Genomic DNA, 16,344 nt, shown 5'->3' with positions numbered 1-16,344 from the left:
ACGATGAGCCTGTTCGGGGACGGTCTGGACGCCGCGGTGCAGAAGGCGTTCACCCGTCCGGCGCCCAAGAGCGCACCCGCGCAGATGCGCTACCTGGTCAAGCAGCTCAAGGGCACCAGGGCGGTCGCCCAGATGCTGCGGGTCTCCCAGCGCACCGTGGAGCGGTACGTGAGGGACCAGATCAAAAGGCCCCGCCCCGATCTCGCCGCGCGCCTGGAGCGTGAGGTGAAGGCCCGGTGGCAGCCGCAGATCCGGGCCAAGGCCCGGCAGACGGCGGCGACCACGGGCGGCATCGTCATCGACACCCGCGCCCGGCTCGGCTACACCGCACCGATCGGGACGACGGACCAGGACCGCATCCGGCACCTGACCGTCGCCCTGCCCCCCCGCTACGCCGCCCGCCTCTTCGAGGCCCAGGAGGCCGGCGCCGGCGACCAGCAGCTCAGAGAGATCGCCGCAGAAGCCCTCAAGGAGGTCTACTTCCAGGACAGTGGCCGCCGGGCCGGCCAGCTGGAGGAGGTCCGCTTCACGGACATCGAGCACCTGGAGTTCGGCCTGTAGGGGGTTTCGCCGAGGTGAGCCCAAGACCGGCCCGGGCGGCCGGGGGGGAGGGGTCTTGCGCAGGGAGGGCTTCCTCCCAGCGGTCACGGTCGAGCGCGCAGTGGGCCGGCGACGCCCTCTCCCGTGCCATGGCGCATACGCTGATCGCGGTGGTGACGAAACGGGTCCATAACAGGGCGCTCGAGCTCGTGCGCTTCGATGTCACGGTGGCGGGCTGGTGCCGGCTGACCGGTCCTCTCCCTGAGCCACCCGCGGGGGGCGCGCCCGATCGCGTTCTCGGTGTGGGGTCGGGTGGTCTGGCCGGGCGGGTGGTGTTCACTGTGGTGGTCCCACCGGTTGCTGTTGTGTGGTTGTGGCCGGTGGGGTGCTGGGTGCGGTTCACTGGGGGAGGGGTTGTCCCTTGGTCTCCGGTCACTGGGGGAGGGGTTGTCCCTTGGTCTCGGGTCCGACGGACCAGACGGTGGCGGTGGCGATGATGTACATCGTCATTCCGACGGCGGTGGCAGCGGTAGTGATGCCGCCGAGGAGGCTGATGAGCATTCCGGTGGCGAGGGTGACCAGCGCGCCTGCGATGCGTGCGGAGTTGAACACCGTGGAGATGGCGGTGGCGCGGCCCGGGGTGGGGAACAGTTCGGGCATGTAGATGGGCATCCAGGCGAACTGGCCCAGGATGAAGAACCCGGCCACGGCTGCCACGGCCAGTGCCGCCTGCGGGGTGTGGACGGCGAAGAAGAAGACCGGGATGACGGCCGCGGATACGCAGTAGTAGAGGAGCATGGTGGGTTTTCGGCCCCAGCGGTCGGCCAGGTAGCCGAGCAGGAGGTAGCCGGGTACGGAGGCGCCGTTGAACACCAGGCCGGCGTTGGCGCCCCATCGGGTGCCCGTTTCGCCGGTGTCCTTGGCGAGTTGGGCGGTGTATGCGGGGATCCAGGCCGACACGGCGTACAGGCCGATGACCGACACGACAGTCAGTACGAGCAGTCGCAGCCCGCGGCGGCGTAGGCGGGCGTGGCTGAAGGCGGCGGTGAAGGGGGAGCGCAGGAGTTCCCTGTCCGCGGCTGCGACGGTGTTGCCGGTTTCCTGGGCGGCTTTGGCCTTGCGCCGCCGGTCGCGGAGCGAGGTCCACATCTCCGGGTCGCGGACGGCCCGCCGTACGTAGAGGACGATGAGTGCCGGGAGCGTGCCGGTCAGGAAGAGGTAGCGCCAGGCGTTGTCGCCCACGGGCTCCAGCAGGTACCAGGCCAGTGCGGCGATGACCGCGCCGACGCCGAAGCCCGACTGGAGTACTGCGGCGGCTCGTCCTCGTGAACGGTCCGGCCAGAGTTCGCCGATCAGGGCGGTGGCACTGCCCCACTCCGCTCCCAGTCCCATGCCGGTGATGAAGCGCAGGGTGAGCAGCCACCAGTAGTCGGGTGCGAGTGCGGTCAGACCGGTGAAGAGGGCGTACCAGAGGATGGAGAGGAGGAGGGTGCGGCGCCGGCCGAGTCGGTCGGCCGTGAAGCCGGCGAGGATCCCGCCGAGCGCCCAGCCGGCGAGGGTGGCGGCGAGCAGGCCGCTGACGTAGGTGGGAAGGTCTGCCAGCTGTGCTTGGGTGCCCACCGCCATGACGGCTGTGGGGCCGACGAGGACGAGGGCGTAGGTTTCGAACCCGTCGAAGGTCCATCCCAGCCAGGACGCGAACAGTGCACGGCGGCTGCTTTTGTCGATGTGGCGCACGGCTGGGGACGGGCTGAGCGTTCTGGGGGGCGACACGTCGTTTTGCAGGTCGGACATGGTGCTCTCCTTTGAGCGGTCGCGCGACGTCGTGGCGTGCCCGTCGTCAGCCGATGACGTTGGCCGGCCTGAGGACGCAGACCTCGACCGGTTTGGCGAGGAGGTCGGACAGCTGGGCGCGGTAGGCCGTGTAGTGGGCCGTCGTGCGGTGCGCCTTCAGGGCTGCGGAGTCCTGGTAGCGCTCCAGGAGGACGAAGTCCGGGGCTGCCGACTCGGTGGTGTAGAGGTCGTAGGAGCGGCATCCCGGCTCGGAGCGGGTCGGGTCGATCATTCCTTCGAGGAGGGCCCGCAGCTGCGGAGCGCGGTCTGGGGCCGGGGTGAAGCGGGCGATCACGGTCACGTGGTTCTGGTCTGGCACGGGGGCTCCTTTGATTCCCGGCGGGGGCTACTTGCGCCCACCAGATGTAAGACGTTATAAAACGTCTCATGACATGCGTCAAGGGTTCGGTGACCCCGCCGGCCGTGACACCCGGAGGGGTTGTTGCGCGTCCGGGCCTGCTGCCGGGTTCAATACGACTTATGACATCTGACATGGGTAACGAGCCCCGCTTCGACCTGTCGGCCGCCGGATTCCGGATCGAACGGGGCCGGACATCGGCGACGACGCAGCTGGCGGAGCAGATCAAGGCACTGATCCTCAAGCAGCAGCTGCCGCCGGGAACGCGGCTGCCCACGGAACGGGAGCTGATGGCCGAGACCGGTCTGAGCCGCATCACGGTCCGTGCCGCGGTGGGTGCACTGGAGTCGCAGGGCTGGGTGGTACGCAAGCAAGGACTGGGCACCTTCGTCTCCGAACCGGTGGACCAGGAGCTGTCCTCCGGCGTGCGCACCATCACCGAGGTCCTGCTCGAACAGGGCGTCACACCGCACATCGACGTCCTGGGCTTCGGGGTCGAACCCGCTGCGCCCCACATCGCCCATGTCCTCGGGGAGTCCGAGGTACTGACGATCCGGCGCCGGTACGGGGACGGGGAGAAGCCGGTCGCGCTCGTCACGATCCACCTGCCGACGCGGGTGCTGGAGGCGGCCGGGCCGCTGCGCTCCGGCGAACCGGCCACCGAGACCACGTACACGATGTGGGAGCAGCACCTGGGGGTGCGGATCGCGCAGGCCCAGCACCAGATCCACGCGGCCGCGGCTTCTCCGGACGTCGCCGCGGCGCTGGAGATCGAGGAGTTGGCACCCGTGCTCGTCCTGGAGCGGGTCAGCCTCGGCCACGACGACCGTCCACTGGAAGTCGTGATCTTCCACTACCGGCCGGAACGTTACGGATTCACCGTAACGCTTCCCCGCACCGTCTCCGGTGCCCCGGTCGGCATGACCGACATGACAGAAAGGCGACGTCCATGAACGACGACGATCCCTCCGGCGCGGGTCCCGCCCACGAGCCCGAGCCGCACATCGGGCTGATCCTGGCCCTGACCATCCGCGGCCTCGCCGTGGGCAACTATCCCGACATGGTCCGCGCCGCGCAGGCCGCCGAGTCCTGCGGATTCGACTCCGTGTGGCTGTGCGACCACTTCCTGACCCTCAGCCCCGACGACTACGTCCGGGACGCGGGCATCACCGCCGGATTCGAGAGCGACGGCGATGCCCGGCAGAGCCGCTCGTCGTCGGTCCCGCTGCTCGAATGCTGGACCGCGCTGTCGGCCCTGTCCCGCGACACCACCACCGTGCGCCTGGGCACCAGTGTGCTGTGCAACTCCTACCGCCACCCCGCCGTGCTCGCCAAGATGGCCGCCACCTTCGATGTCATCTCCGGCGGCCGACTGGACCTGGGCATGGGAGCGGGCTGGTTCCAGCAGGAGTACGAGGCCTACGGCATCCCGTTCCCCCCGACCGGGGACCGGGTCACCGCGCTCGGCGAGTCGCTCCAGGTGATGCGCCGGGTGTGGACCGACCCGCACCCGACCTTCCACGGCGACTTCTACCGCATCGACGGGGCGGTCTGCGATCCGCCCCCGCTCCAGCAGCCGCATCCGCCCCTGTGGGTGGGCGGCGAGGGACTGCGGGTCCACCGCATCGCCGCCCGGCACGCAGACGGCATCAACGTCCGATGGTGGCCCGCCGAGAAGTGCGCGGAGCGCCGCGCGTTCCTGGACCGTGAGTGCGAGGCGATCGGCCGCGACCCGGCGACCCTGCGCCTGTCGATCACCACCCTGCTCGCACCGACCGACTCCCCGGCACAGCAGGACGAGCTGCGTACCCGCTTCCGGTCGATTCCCGACACCGGACTGATCACCGGGACGCCGGAAGCCTGTGTCGAGCGCATCCGCGCCTACCAGGACGCCGGCATCGACCACTTCCTGTTCACCATCCCCGACGTCGCGGACTCGGCCTGTCTCGACGTCGTCGGGGAACAGATCCTGCCCCACATCAAGCCCGCACGGCACACGCAACCCACCTGACCCGGCCGCGCAACCACGACGCCAGCGACTGAGCGAAGGGCTGATCCGTGACCTCCCAGACGACCGCCCACAACGACCTCACCACCATCGGCGAGGCGTACCTGAGGCCGACCGCCTACATCGATTCCGACCACCCGCTCGTGGTGTCCACCGCTCGAGAGCTGACGGACGGTGCCACCACCGACAGCGAACGGCTGGGCCGCATCTACCACTACGTCCGCGACCTGCCCTACGACATCCTCGCCTCCTTCCGCTATCTCGCCGAGGGCGAATCGGCGGCCAGCGACGTCCTCGCCCACGGCGTCGCCTTCTGCATGGGCAAGGCGAGTTCGTTCGTCGCCCTGTCCAGGGCCGCCCGCATCCCTGCCCGCATCGCGTTCCAGGCGCTCCACGCCCCGAAGATGGAATTCCTCTCACCGGAGGTCCGCACCCTGTGGGGAGGGCCGGTCGGACGGCCACTGCCCTGGCACTCGCTCGGCGAAGCCTTCCTCAACGGCCGGTGGATCAAGCTGGACGCAACCATCGACGCGCCCACAGCGACCCGTCTGGGCAAGCCCTACACCGTCACCTACGACGGCGTCACGGACATCCCGACCGTCGAGGGGCCCGTGCTGCGGGAGAACGGCAGCTACGCCGACTATCCCGCCGAAGTGGCGCGATGGTACGAGCAGGTCGCCGGTGAAGTCCTCCAAGCGCTTGCCTCGCCCGCCGCGCACGAGCGGGTCGCCGGCGACGACGTGCTGTGGAGCGGCCCCGACCCGGAGCTGGTCGGCCGCACTTCCGTCGCCTGATCCGGCCACGCGGGGAGCGCCCCCGGACACCGGCCGGCGGACATGCCCGCCCTTCGCGGACCATCACCTCAACCCCCAAGGAGTCAGGCCACCATGGCCGTTCACCAGATCAACTCCGTCAACCCGGCCACCGAGGAAGTCATCGCCCAGTTCACCCCCCACTCGCCGGCAGCTGTCGACGCGGCAGTCGAGCGGGCATCCCTGGCCGCCAGGAGGTGGCGGACGATACCCGTACCGGCACGGGCCGAGCACCTCAAGCGGGCCGCCGCGCTACTGCGCGCCGAACGGGACCAGCTCGCCGCACTCATCACCGAGGAGATGGGCAAGCCCGTCGCCGAAGCGGAAGCCGAGGTCGACAAGTCCGCCTGGGCTTGCGAGTACTACGCGACGCAGGGACCGGAACTGCTGAGGCACCAGAGCGTGGCAACCGGGGCCGCCCGCAGCCACGTCGCCTTCGACCCGCTGGGCCTGGTCCTGGCGGTCATGCCCTGGAACTATCCGCTCTGGCAGGTGTTCCGCTTCGCGCCGCCCGCGCTGCTGGCCGGCAACGGTGCCGTGCTCAAACACGCCTCGAACGTGCCGCGTTGTGCCCTGGCCATCGCCGACATCTGGAACCGGGCCGGCTGCCCGCCCGGTCTGTTCACCACGCTGCTCGTCGGCCCCGACGCGGTGCCGGACCTCATCGCCGATCCCCGCATCCACGCCGTGACCCTCACCGGATCGACCGAAGTGGGCTCTGCCGTCGCTGCCATGGCCGCGCACCACCTCAAGCCGCAGGTCCTCGAACTCGGCGGCTCGGACCCCTTCATCGTCCTCGCCGACGCGGACGTCCCGGCCGCCGCCGCGGCGGCGGTCAGCGCACGCATGCACAACACCGGGCAGAGCTGCATCTCCGCCAAGCGGTTCATCGTCGAGGAAACGGTCGTCGAGGAATTCACCGACGCGTTTACCGCCGGTGTCGCTGCCCTGACCGTGGGCGACCCGTTCCGCCGAGACGTAACGATCGGCCCGCTCGCCCGGTCCGGTCTTCGCTCCGACCTCGTCGACCAGGTCGAGCGCAGCACCGCGGCGGGCGCCCGCGTCGTCACCGGCGGCACGGTCCCCGACGGCCCCGGGTATTTCTATGTGCCTGCCGTCCTCGACCAGGTCACCCCGACGATGGCTGTCGCAGCGGAGGAGACGTTCGGCCCGGTGGCCGCCGTCGTCTCCGCGAAGGACCCGGCCCAGGCCGTCGACATCGCCAACGCCACCGAATTCGGTCTCGGCGCCGCGCTGTGGACAACCGACCTCGAGCGCGCCGATCGCCTGATTCCCGGCATCGAGGCCGGCGCGGTGTTCGTCAACGGGATCGTCGCCTCCGATCCGCGGCTGCCGTTCGGCGGCATCAAGCGCAGCGGCTACGGGCGCGAGCTGGGTGTCTTCGGACTCCGCCAGTTCACCAACGTCAAGAGCGTGTGGATCGGCCCCGCACACCACGCACACAGCCACCCCCTCAGCGAATGACCAGCATTCTCTTCTCCCGAACCAGCCGACCGAAGGCGATCACCCATGACAGTCACCCAGCCGGACCCGCTGTCCGCCACCACAACACATCACGAGAACACCGTCGCCATCGTCGGCGGCACCGGCGCCCTCGGTCTTGGGCTCGCCACCCGGTGGGCCCACAGCGGCGTCAACGTCCGCATCGGATCCCGGCGTGCACAAGCGGCGCAGGACTGCGCCGACAAACTCCCCGGAGCGGTCGGCGGGGACAACACCACCATGATCGAAGGCGCGGCGGCGGTGGTCGTCGCCGTGCCCTTCAGCGCACACGTCGAGACGATGCGCGCCATCGCGAAAGCCATCCGGCCCGGACAACTGGTCATCGACACGACCGCGCCCCTTCTGCCCGCTGGCCCCCGCGGCCTGCGCCCCATCGTCCCCTGGGCCGGTTCCGCCGCCGAACAGGCCCAGGCCCTGCTGCCGGACGGCACAGGCGTGGTCTCGGCTCTGCAGACCGTCAGCGCCGCCACCTTGCAGGACATCGAACTCCGGCTGGACGAGGACGTATTGCTCTGCGGCGATCACACGGCCGACAAGGCCCTGGCCGCGGATCTCATCGACCGTATCCCCGGGCTGCGCACCGTCGACTGCGGCCTGCTGGACATCAGCGGTGTCTGCGAGCGGATCACCGCGCTGCTGATCGGGATCAACAGGCGCTACAAGACCCACGCCGGCATCCGGCTCACAGGTCTCCCCGAACCTCTCGCCCGATGAGCTTGTTCTCTTTCCCCCGGCCTCGAACGGTGTCTCGAACCGAGCCGCTCACCTGGGGGTCCGCCAGACGCGGGGGCGGCCTTCGTCTGATCCTGTGCTCCGGCCGAGGTGCACGTGATCACGGCGAAGGCCGTGAGGGTGAGTCTGCTGCCCGATGCTCTCCGGAGGAAAGCGCTGGCCAAAGCCTCACGCTTCCGGGGCGAGTTCTACGAGTGTCTGACCGCTCGGCGTCAGGAGTTGTCCGCGTTGGCGGACGCGGTGCTGTGTGCGGATGGTGCGGTGAGGCCGCCGGTGGACTGGGGCGCTGCTGCCCGAGCATCGACGTTCACACGGAGCGATGTACGGCGGCTTGAACCACGGCCGGCTCGACGTCGATCGGCTGCGGACGGTGCCGGCCGGGCTGTGGTTGCCGCGGTTCGACGGCGGGCGTCTGGTCTGGGCGGCCGATGTGCCGCCGTGGCTTCGCCCGGACGCGCCATGCTCCGCCGAGCGCCATGTTCTGCCACCTCTGCGGGCGCGCGAAGACAGCCTCGGCGGTTCATTCCGGGCCGGCCACCGCTCTTCGTGGCCGTGCTGGAAGCGGGTGCCGCGTCCTGGACCGCGATCCTGGACGCGGTCCGGCTCGGACCGGCGGACGACGCAACTGCGATCACCGCCGCCCAGTTCCGGGGTGTCGTCGAGCGGCTCATCGCCGCTGGTCAATGGCAGGCCGGGGACCCGCATATCGTGATCGTCAGCGATGCTGGCGACGACGTCACCCGCCTGGCCTGGGCCCTGCGCGACCTGCCGGCCGAACTGGCCGGCCGGGTCCGCTCCGACCGTGTCACGCGGCTGCCGAAACCACCGAGAACGCACGGCGTCAACGGCCGGCCGCCCCAGCACGGCCCGGAATTCCGGTTCACCAAGCCGGAGACCTGGCCCGAGCCTGCGATCACCACGGTCACGGACACCACCAACGACGGCAAGACCGAAACCCAGGCATGGGACCGGGCCCACCCAAGGCTCACCCACCGCTCCTCCTGACTCGACCACGACGGTGAACTTCCGCCGGTCGAAGGGACGTTGATGCCACTGAAGGCCGAGCATCCGTCGACGGAACGGGAGGCCCCGCCAGTGTGGTTATGGTCCTCCCCAATCGGCGCCACCCCGGACGACGCGGACCGCTTCCGGCAGGCATTTCCGCGCCGCTTCGATCTGGAGCACACCTTCCGCTTCGCGAAGCAGACCCTCGGCTGGACCACCCCGAAACTACGTACGCCCGAGGCGGCAGACCGCTGGACCTGGATTCTGATCACCGCCCAGACCCAGCTCCGGCACACCCAGCTCCGGCTCGCCCGGGCCCTCGCCGCGGACCTCCGCCGGCCCCGGGACAGGCCCACGAGCTCCGGCCGACTCACCCCGGCCCGGGGTCCGCCGGGGGGTCAGGAACATCCGCGCCCACCTCGCCTGCCCGACCCGTGTTCCCAAACCCCGAGGTGCCGGCCCCGGACGGCCACCCGGCACCAAGAACAAAACATCGAGCACCCCGCTACGACGTCGGCAAGACCGCCAAACGCCCTGAGACCCTCAAGGGCCATCGGCAAGCCTGGAAGATCTCGGTCGATGAACAACAAGCTCAGAGCCTGTTTCTCATCCTCTGTGATCAGCGGTCGTTGGCTCGGGAAAGCGGTGTCCGCAGCGTCGCGAGATACGCCGCCCGCCGGCCGAGCAGGGGAGGGCCGGAGGCGTCAGCGTGCGGTGTCGCACACGGCCTGCGCCGCTCGACGAGCATCCAGCGCGGTGTGCCGGGGGCCCGAAGCCGCGCCCGGCCCCATGTGTGCTCGACCTGGGCGCCGGATCCGGCAAGCTGACCGCCACGATGGTCGCGCTGGGTACCGAGAACGCGAAAGCCCCGCCCACCGTGGCTGACAGTGGTCTCTCAGGAGGTTGCTTCCGCGAAGTCATCGAACGCCAGTTGCTGCCGAACAGCCGGCCCCACTCCCGCACGGGGCCGGCCCCGGCACACCCACCGAGCCCCTACGCCGACCACGCCGGCCGACGGCCCGCCGTGCGGCGACGAGGGCCAGGACCACGACGACGAACCACCGAGGCGGGCGCGGCAGCACACCCACCCCGGCGAACCCCGGCCCCGCGCGTCAGCGGCGGACCAGCACCGCGTGCGTGACGGTCGGCGAGCCGACCAGCTCGGACACCCGGTAGCCGTCGATCCCGTCACCCAGATTGCCGAGCAGCCGCTCCCCGCGCCCGATGAGCAGCGGCGCGATCACGAGGTGGAACTCGTCGATCAGCCCGGCGCGCAGATACTGCTGGATGACAGCCGCGCCGCCGCCGATCCGGACGTCTTTGCCGCCCGCGGCGTCGAACGCGCGCTGGAGCACCGTCTCCAGCGGCTCGTCGGTGAAGTGGAAGGTCGTTCCGCCGGCCATCTCCAGCGTCGGGCGCAGATGGTGGGTGTGCACGAAAACGTCGTGGTGGTAGGGCGGGTTGTCGCCCCACCAGCCCTTCCAGGACTCGTCCTCCCACGGCCCGCGCTGCGGGCCGAACATGTTCCGCCCCATGATCGTGGCGCCGATGTTCTGCTCGCCGCGGGCGAAGTAGCCGACATCGATTCCGGTCTTCCCCGCGGCGGAATCCTCCGCCGCGGAGACGAACCAGCTGTGCAGGTCGTCACCCCAGCCGACACCGTCGCCGAACGGGGCGTCCAGTCGCTGGTTCGAGCCGGCCGCGAAGCCGTCGAGGGAGATCGTCACGTTGTGTACGCGGACCTTGGGCATGGCCTTCGCCTCTCGTGCTGATGTCGTTCTCTCACCCCTGCGTCGTACAGAGCCTGCCTGGATCGACATCCCCGCGCACATTCTTTCGGCGGGCCATACCGGTGCCCGGCACCGCGCCCCGGCACCGCGCCCCGGCACCGAGTGCGCGGCGCGGGCGGGGCCACGCCGACGGGCAGTCGGCCCGCGCAGCCGAGACGGGCCTGTAGTGGGTGGTCTGGCCTGCGTTGATCAGTTTGTGGTGTGTCTGCGGGTGGGGGGATTGCGGTGTGCGAGTAGCTGTAGTGGTTGTGGGTGTTGTGTTTGAGGGAGGGTCTGGCCTGCGGGTCTGTCAGGTAGCTGTTGGGTGATCAGGTTGTGTCGTCTGCGTTGTGCGGGGTTCAGATTCAGTGTTCGTTGGTATGCGGCGGCGTTTGGACGGGCTGTCTGTTTGAACTGGACTGGGTTGCCGGGATGCTGGCCTCTATCGCCTCTGTTGACGATCATGTTCGCCGGGCTCGGGGGCGCGTGTCCCTGAGGCCGTCTCGGGTTACGGGTTGTCGGCCCATGCGGGGACGGGGTAGGTGTCGCCGAGTGCGAGGCGGAGGGGGCCGAGGAGGCGGTGGGCGAGGCTGGGGGAGAGGTCCTCGATCACGAGTGCCGCGGCGGCGAAGGAAGCGGACTTTTGTTCGTCTGAGAAGTTCCGCACGCGCTGGCCGTGGGTGCGGGCTGTTCGGTCCAGTGCTGTTTCGAACAGCGCCGCCACCGGCAACGTCGCCAGCAGGGCCGCCGCCAGTTCCAGCGGGTACCGCGTACCGCCGCCTGGCCCGCCGAGACGCATCGCGCGAGCCCGGTCGCCAACCTCTTGTGCTGGCCGGACTCTGATCCTGGTCGAGGTGTCGGCAGGGTCCTTGCATGGCTGATCGAAGGCCACGGACGGCGAGGTCGTACGCGACTGCGGCTACGTCGTCTCAGCCCCGAATCCCCTCAACCCGAGCAAACGCGTCGTACTCATCGGCGGCTGGTCCACCTACGGCACTGTCGCCGCAGCCCGCCGGCTGGCCGAGAACGGAGCCAGCCGTTCTTTGGTCGCCGGTGTCGCCGTGCTCGTACAAGCCTCCGTCCTTCACGATGCCCATGTGTCCACGCCTCAGGTCGTGCGCAAGACAGACCTCAGCACGTGAACCCTGCGCAGCGCTTGAAGAAGGCCCTGCTCTTCTCCACGCGGGCGGAGGTGAACCGCGCGAGGTCTCGGTGTCGAACTGCTCACCGGGCTCCGTCGGCAAGCTGCTGAGGGCGAGCGGATTCAGCCCGCAGGGGACCGCCGGCCGCGCATGGCTGGGTGGAGGACCAGGTGTGGACCGCCGCGCGGGTGGCCACGCTGATCGGCCGGAAGTTCCACGTCTCCTACAGCGTCTCGGGCGCCACCCGGCTGATGCACCGGCTCGGGTTCTCCCCGCGGGTGCCCGTCCGGCGGGTGGCCGAGCGCGACGAGGAGGCCGTGAGGGTGCGGAAGGAGGCGACCTGGGCGGAGGTAAAAGGGCCAGGGCGGCCTGCGGGGCCTACATCTGCTTCGAGGACGAGGCAGGCTTCACCCGCAGACCGCCGCGAGGCCGGACCTGGGGCCGATGCGGACACACCCCGGTCGTGACGGTCAGCGGACGGCGCTCGGGACGGCTGTCGGTGGCCGGGCTGATCGCGCTGCGGCCCGGCTCACGGTCCCGGCTGTGCCACCGGCTGATCGCGCCCCCGGCGGGCAAGGGCAAGCGCCGCAGCATGAGCGAGCGCGACTTCCTCGCCCTGCTCGACGGCACCCACCAGCTCATCAAGGCACCGGTCGTGTTGGTCTGGGACCGGCTCAACACCCATGTCTCCCGCACGGTGCGAGAGTTGATCGAGGCACGGGAATGGCTCACGGTGTTCCTGCTGCCCGCCTACTCGTCCGACCTGAACCCGGTCGAGGGCGTGTGGGCGCACCTCAAGCGCAGCCTGGCCAACCTCGCCCCGCGCATACGGCCGCGAGGCGCCTGCGTATGACGAAACCCCCTCGGCGACACTGCGGCCGAGGGGGTTCAGGCATCGAGGATGCTCAGCCGTTACGGCTGATCAGACGGCGGTGACGTTGAGGCCTGCCTGGCCGCTCTGCAGGTTCGCCGCACCGTCCACGGTGACGCTGTGGCCGGCCAGCTCCGCGCCGCCGATGCCCTCCAGGTGGCCCGGGCCGCCCTGCAGGGCCAGACCGGCCGCGCCGCCGGCAACGCCGTCCAAGTCGGCGTCGGATATCTCGCGGGTCTCGATCTGGGCTTGGTTGCTCATAAAGCACGCTTCCTTCATCAGTGATCTCTTGTATGAGGCGACCGGGACCACAACCGCGGTCCGGGACCGGCGCGGACTGTGGTACGGGCAGGGCTCTCCGCCCGTACCGGAGAAAGAGATCCACAGACATGGAGAGCCTGCGGATCCGACTCGCCGATAACCAGCCGCCACACTCCAACTGCGCCACGCGCCCCCCACACGTCACACCCGCACCAAACCGGTGACGCATGGCACGTCACTTAGCTTGTTCTTTAACCTTTCAACCGTTGCAAGGCGATGAGCGTCTTCTCGCGGCGGACGGTTCTGCCCACGTCGTAGCGGGGTGCCCGGTGCCTGTTCCTGGTGCCGGGCGGTCGTCCCGGGCCAGGCCGATGGGGTTTCGGTGCTCCGGCGGGACAGGGCATGTGCTGGCGGAGGTTCCGAAACGTCCGGCGGACCCGGGCCGGGGTGAGCCGACCGGGGGCGGCTGGCCTCTCCCATGGGTGCCGCAGGTCCTGGGCCAGTGGGCGGGCGAGCCGGAGCTGGGTGTAGGCAGCGGTGATCAACCAGGTCCATCGGTCGGCCTGCTTCCGGCTCCCGCAGCCCGGGTTTGGTCCAGCCCAGCGTCTGCTTGAACAACCGGAACGTGTGCTCCAGGTCGAAGCGCCGCAGGAACGCCTGCCAGGCCCGGTCGGCGTCCGCGTCGGTGGCACCGGTCCTCGAGGACCACAACCACACCGCCGGTGCCTCCCGGTCCTTCGACAGGTGCTCGACTTCCAACCGGATCAATGTGCCCTCGATCAAGGGGAGTCCGCCTTCGTGGTCGAGCCAGGCGGCCCGGTGGGTGAGCCGGGGATGGACCCGGCCCCACGCCTGGGTGACCAGCCTTGCCGTAGTTCGCGGTGGCGGTGCGGGTAGTGACCGTCGGTTCGGGCCAGGTCTCCGGCTTGGCGAAGCGGAACTCCGGCCCGTGCTTGGGCGGCCGACCGTTCGTCCCGGGCAACCGCGGCGGCTTCGGTAACCGCATCACGCGGTCGCTGCGGATGCGCCCGACCAGCTCGACCGGGAGGCCGCGCAGGACCCAGGCCAGGCGGGTGACGTCATAGCCGGCGTCGGTCACGATGAGGATGTCCGGCTCGCCGGGCTGCCACTGGCCCGCGGTGATGAGCCGGTCGACGACATCGCGGAGCTGGGCGGCGGTGACCGCGGTGGCGTCGTCTGCCGGGCCGAGCCGGACGACGTCCAGGATCTGTGTCCAGGACCTGGCGCCCATCTCCAGCACCGCGACGAACGAGTACGGCCAGCCGGGGATGAACTGCGAGGCTGTCTTGGCCCGGCCGTAGACGCGGCAGAAAAGCCGTTCCGGCGAGCACGGCGCATCTGACCGCAGCCATGGCGAGACGTCGACGGCCAGCACCAGGCGCCCGTCGGGGAACTGGGGTAGGGGCATGCTGACCAGCAATGACCGCAGTCTGTCGGTGTCGATCCGGCCTTGGTTGAGCCCGTCGTACATCGCGCCGTGCCCGCGGCGGTGCTCGGGCAGCAAGGTCAGCTCCACCTGTCGCGGTTCGTCCGTTCTGATCGGCATCCGGGGTGTTGAGCTGGGTTGATCAGTTGGTTGGTTGGGTCCGGCGGTGTGGTGTGTGCTGGTGAGGTGCTTGGCGTTGCTTGCGGGCCCGGACTGGGCGGGCTTGTGAGCTGCGGGTTTCCTGTTCCGGGGTGGTTTCGTGGGTGTTGATCAGTTCTGTTGGTTGGTCGGTCAGGTTCGCTGGGCGGCTGTTGTAGCGGCATAGGGGTGTGGGGCTGTGGATGCCGATGGTGGTCATGAGGTGTTGTTGGTGGGGTGGAGCTGTTCCCAGGTGCGTTGCTGGGTGCGGATCCATTTGGTGGTCTGGTTGGGGAAGGGCAGGCCGGTGCTGTGGTGGGTGTGGGCTTGGTGCCAGCTGTGGTTCCAGGTGGCGCGCCAGGGTGGGTTCCACCACGGGTCGAGCGCGGCGAGTTGATTGTGGTGGGGCCAGGGCTGGCCGGTTCGTTTCAGGTGGGTATAAGCGGCTCGGCGTTGTTTGTGCAGCCACCATCCCAGGGGGAAGCCGTCGTGTTCGGTGCGGTAGCCGGCTGAGGTGAGGTGGCCGTGCTGGGTGGCCCAGGCTTGGGCGTAGGGCAGGCCGGCCGCGAAGGCGGAGGGCGGGTTCTTCAGCCGCGGGCGGGCCGGGCGGGCTGGTTGGGGAGCTTTCGGGGGCGGTGCCAGCGCGCGGGGCGTTCGCTGGTGAGGCCGATCTCGGCGAGCAGCTGTTGCTGCTCGGGGTGGAGGCTGTCGTAGCTGGAGCACTGGGTGAACAGCCATTTCGCTGTCGCGGATGGGAGCGCGTCGAGGTCGGCGGTGGTGGCCAGGGAGCGGCCGGTGGTGTGGGTGCGGGCGGTGAGGTAGGTCTGGTGCCAGCGCGGTCCTCCTGCCGGGTTCCGGTGAGGGTCGATGGCTTCCAGGGCTTTGATGCGGTCGGTGGGTAGTTTTCCTCGGGTGGCGCGGCGACGTTGGGTGCGCAGCCAGGCGCCGAGGCGGTAGCTGTCGTGGGAGGTGTCTCCGGCGACTGTGAGGTGGCCGTGCTGGGCAGCCCAGGAGCGGGCGTGGGCGAGACCGGCCGCGAAGGCTGCGGCTTGGGGGATGCGGCGGGGCCGGGCGGTGCGGGCGCCTTGAGCGGTGAGGCCGATGTCGGCGAGGAGCTGCTGCTGGCGGGGATGGAGTTCGTCGTAGACGGCGCACTGGCTGTACAGCCACTGTCCGGTCCAGTCCGGTGTGCCGGGGAAGCCCTTGTTCGGGGCGAGGCTTTGGCCGGGGGTGAGCTGTGTGCGGGCGGCCTGGTAGCGGCGCTGCCATTTCATGCCCCAGGGCGGGTTCCAGTACGGGTCGATGCGGGCGATGGCCTCTTCGTGCGGCCAGGGGGTGTCGAAGAGTTCGCGGTGGAGGTTGGCCTGGTGTCGTTGTCGGACCAGCCAGCGGCCGAGGGGGAATCCGCCGTGGTGGGTGGTGCGGGAGAGGCCGAGGGTGCCGTGTTCGGCTGCCCAGGCGCGGGCGTAGCGCAGGCCGGTCTCCATGGCCGGGTGTCGGGTGGCCGGGTTGGGCTGGGCGGTGGCGGCGAGGGGTTTGGTGAGGCCGAGGCGGGCGAGGAGGTGCTGTTGGCCGGGCTGGAGGGCGGTGTAGTTGACGCACTGGGCATACAGCCACTGCCCGGTGAGGTCGTCGAAGTTGCGGAATCCGGCTTCGGGATCGAGGAGACTGCCCGCGGCGACGGCGGCGTGGGCGATGTGGTGTTCGCGTTGCCAGTCGGTGGGCCAGGGCGGGTTCCAGCCGGAGTCGATGTCGGTCAGCGCCTGGTCGAGTGCGAGGTCGAGTTGGCCGCGTCGTGCGCGTACTCGCTGGCTGTGCAGCCATTTGCCGATGGGGAAGCCGTCCTGGCGTGTGGAGGTGGGGGCGCACAGGTGGCCATGTTCGTTGGCGTAGGCGCGGGCGTG

17 protein-coding genes and 1 pseudogene are annotated in these 16,344 nt (G+C 69.9%); 10 read left to right on the top strand and 8 right to left on the bottom strand.

The features are described from left to right. The first annotated feature begins 3 nt into the window (after window positions 1–3). Window positions 4–561 (top strand): telomere-protecting terminal protein Tpg, encoded by a 558-nt coding sequence (gene tpg / locus ACJX2R_RS00090; protein ID WP_413098140.1) that lies wholly within the window; start codon window positions 4–6, stop codon window positions 559–561. A 411-nt stretch (window positions 562–972) separates the two neighbouring features. Here tpg and ACJX2R_RS00085 read toward each other — a convergent pair whose 3' ends face one another. Together ACJX2R_RS00085 and ACJX2R_RS00080 are read right to left on the bottom strand one after the other, a co-directional pair. After that, complete coding sequence (locus ACJX2R_RS00085) at window positions 973–2,334, bottom strand: MFS transporter (RefSeq protein WP_413098139.1); 1,362 nt, start codon at window positions 2,332–2,334, stop codon at window positions 973–975. 46 nt (window positions 2,335–2,380) lie between these two features. Then, window positions 2,381–2,692, bottom strand: coding sequence for a putative quinol monooxygenase (locus ACJX2R_RS00080; protein WP_413098138.1), 312 nt, complete (start codon window positions 2,690–2,692; stop codon window positions 2,381–2,383). A 173-nt stretch (window positions 2,693–2,865) separates the two neighbouring features. Here ACJX2R_RS00080 and ACJX2R_RS00075 point away from each other — a divergent pair, with 173 nt between their 5' ends. The 7 genes from ACJX2R_RS00075 (at window position 2,866) to ACJX2R_RS00045 (ending at window position 8,812) form a co-directional block, all read left to right on the top strand. Further along, window positions 2,866–3,684, top strand: a complete 819-nt coding sequence (locus ACJX2R_RS00075) for a GntR family transcriptional regulator (RefSeq protein WP_413098137.1) — start codon at window positions 2,866–2,868, stop codon at window positions 3,682–3,684. Further along, window positions 3,681–4,742, top strand: coding sequence for a TIGR03619 family F420-dependent LLM class oxidoreductase (locus ACJX2R_RS00070; RefSeq protein WP_413098136.1), 1,062 nt, complete (start codon window positions 3,681–3,683; stop codon window positions 4,740–4,742). Before ACJX2R_RS00075 ends, ACJX2R_RS00070 begins: the two co-directional genes overlap by 4 nt. Before the next feature lie 47 nt (window positions 4,743–4,789). Next, a complete protein-coding gene (locus tag ACJX2R_RS00065; RefSeq protein WP_413098135.1) occupies window positions 4,790–5,533 on the top strand; it encodes a transglutaminase-like domain-containing protein in 744 nt (247 codons plus the stop codon). A 93-nt stretch (window positions 5,534–5,626) separates the two neighbouring features. Further along, window positions 5,627–7,036: an NAD-dependent succinate-semialdehyde dehydrogenase gene (locus ACJX2R_RS00060; protein WP_413098134.1), complete on the top strand. Its 1,410-nt coding sequence runs from the start codon at window positions 5,627–5,629 to the stop codon at window positions 7,034–7,036. Between the two features lie 45 nt (window positions 7,037–7,081). Beyond that, entirely contained in the window at window positions 7,082–7,789 is a 708-nt protein-coding gene (gene npdG, locus ACJX2R_RS00055; RefSeq protein WP_413098133.1) for an NADPH-dependent F420 reductase, read from the top strand. A 337-nt stretch (window positions 7,790–8,126) separates the two neighbouring features. Beyond that, window positions 8,127–8,519 carry a hypothetical protein gene (locus tag ACJX2R_RS00050; RefSeq protein ID WP_413098132.1) on the top strand — a complete coding sequence of 131 codons (393 nt, stop codon included), beginning with the start codon at window positions 8,127–8,129 and terminating at the stop codon, window positions 8,517–8,519. Beyond that, the gene (locus ACJX2R_RS00045; RefSeq protein WP_413098131.1) at window positions 8,516–8,812 is read left to right on the top strand and encodes a transposase; all 297 of its coding nucleotides are present in this window, start codon (window positions 8,516–8,518) and stop codon (window positions 8,810–8,812) included. The genes ACJX2R_RS00050 and ACJX2R_RS00045 overlap by 4 nt, the downstream gene beginning before the upstream one ends. A gap of 1,112 nt (window positions 8,813–9,924) precedes the next feature. On the opposite strand, the gene ACJX2R_RS00040 is transcribed toward ACJX2R_RS00045, so the two are convergent. Beyond that, a complete protein-coding gene (locus ACJX2R_RS00040) occupies window positions 9,925–10,563 on the bottom strand; it encodes a dihydrofolate reductase family protein (protein ID WP_413098130.1) in 639 nt (212 codons plus the stop codon). A gap of 526 nt (window positions 10,564–11,089) precedes the next feature. Then, a complete protein-coding gene (locus ACJX2R_RS00035; RefSeq protein ID WP_413098129.1) occupies window positions 11,090–11,380 on the bottom strand; it encodes a hypothetical protein in 291 nt (96 codons plus the stop codon). Between the two features lie 501 nt (window positions 11,381–11,881). On the opposite strand from ACJX2R_RS00035, the gene ACJX2R_RS00030 reads away from it, so the two are divergent. Beyond that, window positions 11,882–12,190: a helix-turn-helix domain-containing protein gene (locus ACJX2R_RS00030; RefSeq protein ID WP_413098128.1), complete on the top strand. Its 309-nt coding sequence runs from the start codon at window positions 11,882–11,884 to the stop codon at window positions 12,188–12,190. After that, window positions 12,106–12,576 (top strand): IS630 family transposase, encoded by a 471-nt coding sequence (locus tag ACJX2R_RS00025; protein ID WP_413105735.1) that lies wholly within the window; start codon window positions 12,106–12,108, stop codon window positions 12,574–12,576. The genes ACJX2R_RS00030 and ACJX2R_RS00025 overlap by 85 nt, the downstream gene beginning before the upstream one ends. Before the next feature lie 69 nt (window positions 12,577–12,645). On the opposite strand, the gene ACJX2R_RS00020 is transcribed toward ACJX2R_RS00025, so the two are convergent. The 4 genes and pseudogenes from ACJX2R_RS00020 to ACJX2R_RS00005 form a co-directional block, all read right to left on the bottom strand. Beyond that, window positions 12,646–12,855 (bottom strand): type A2 lantipeptide, encoded by a 210-nt coding sequence (locus tag ACJX2R_RS00020; RefSeq protein ID WP_413098127.1) that lies wholly within the window; start codon window positions 12,853–12,855, stop codon window positions 12,646–12,648. A gap of 251 nt (window positions 12,856–13,106) precedes the next feature. Further along, window positions 13,107–14,392: pseudogene (locus tag ACJX2R_RS00015) on the bottom strand (NF041680 family putative transposase); the annotation flags it as partial. 264 nt (window positions 14,393–14,656) lie between these two features. Further along, window positions 14,657–15,031 (bottom strand): helicase associated domain-containing protein, encoded by a 375-nt coding sequence (locus tag ACJX2R_RS00010; protein WP_413105734.1) that lies wholly within the window; start codon window positions 15,029–15,031, stop codon window positions 14,657–14,659. Continuing rightward, on the bottom strand, window positions 15,028–16,344 hold a 1,317-nt coding region (locus tag ACJX2R_RS00005), incomplete at its 5' end, for a helicase associated domain-containing protein (protein WP_413098126.1). The genes ACJX2R_RS00005 and ACJX2R_RS00010, both read right to left, overlap by 4 nt.

Source organism: Streptomyces sp. Inha503 (genome assembly GCF_047215865.1).
Lineage (GTDB): Bacteria > Actinomycetota > Actinomycetes > Streptomycetales > Streptomycetaceae > Streptomyces > Streptomyces lycopersici.
The sequence above is the reverse complement of the archived record's forward strand: the minus strand, read 5'-3'. Positions and strand labels throughout refer to the sequence as shown.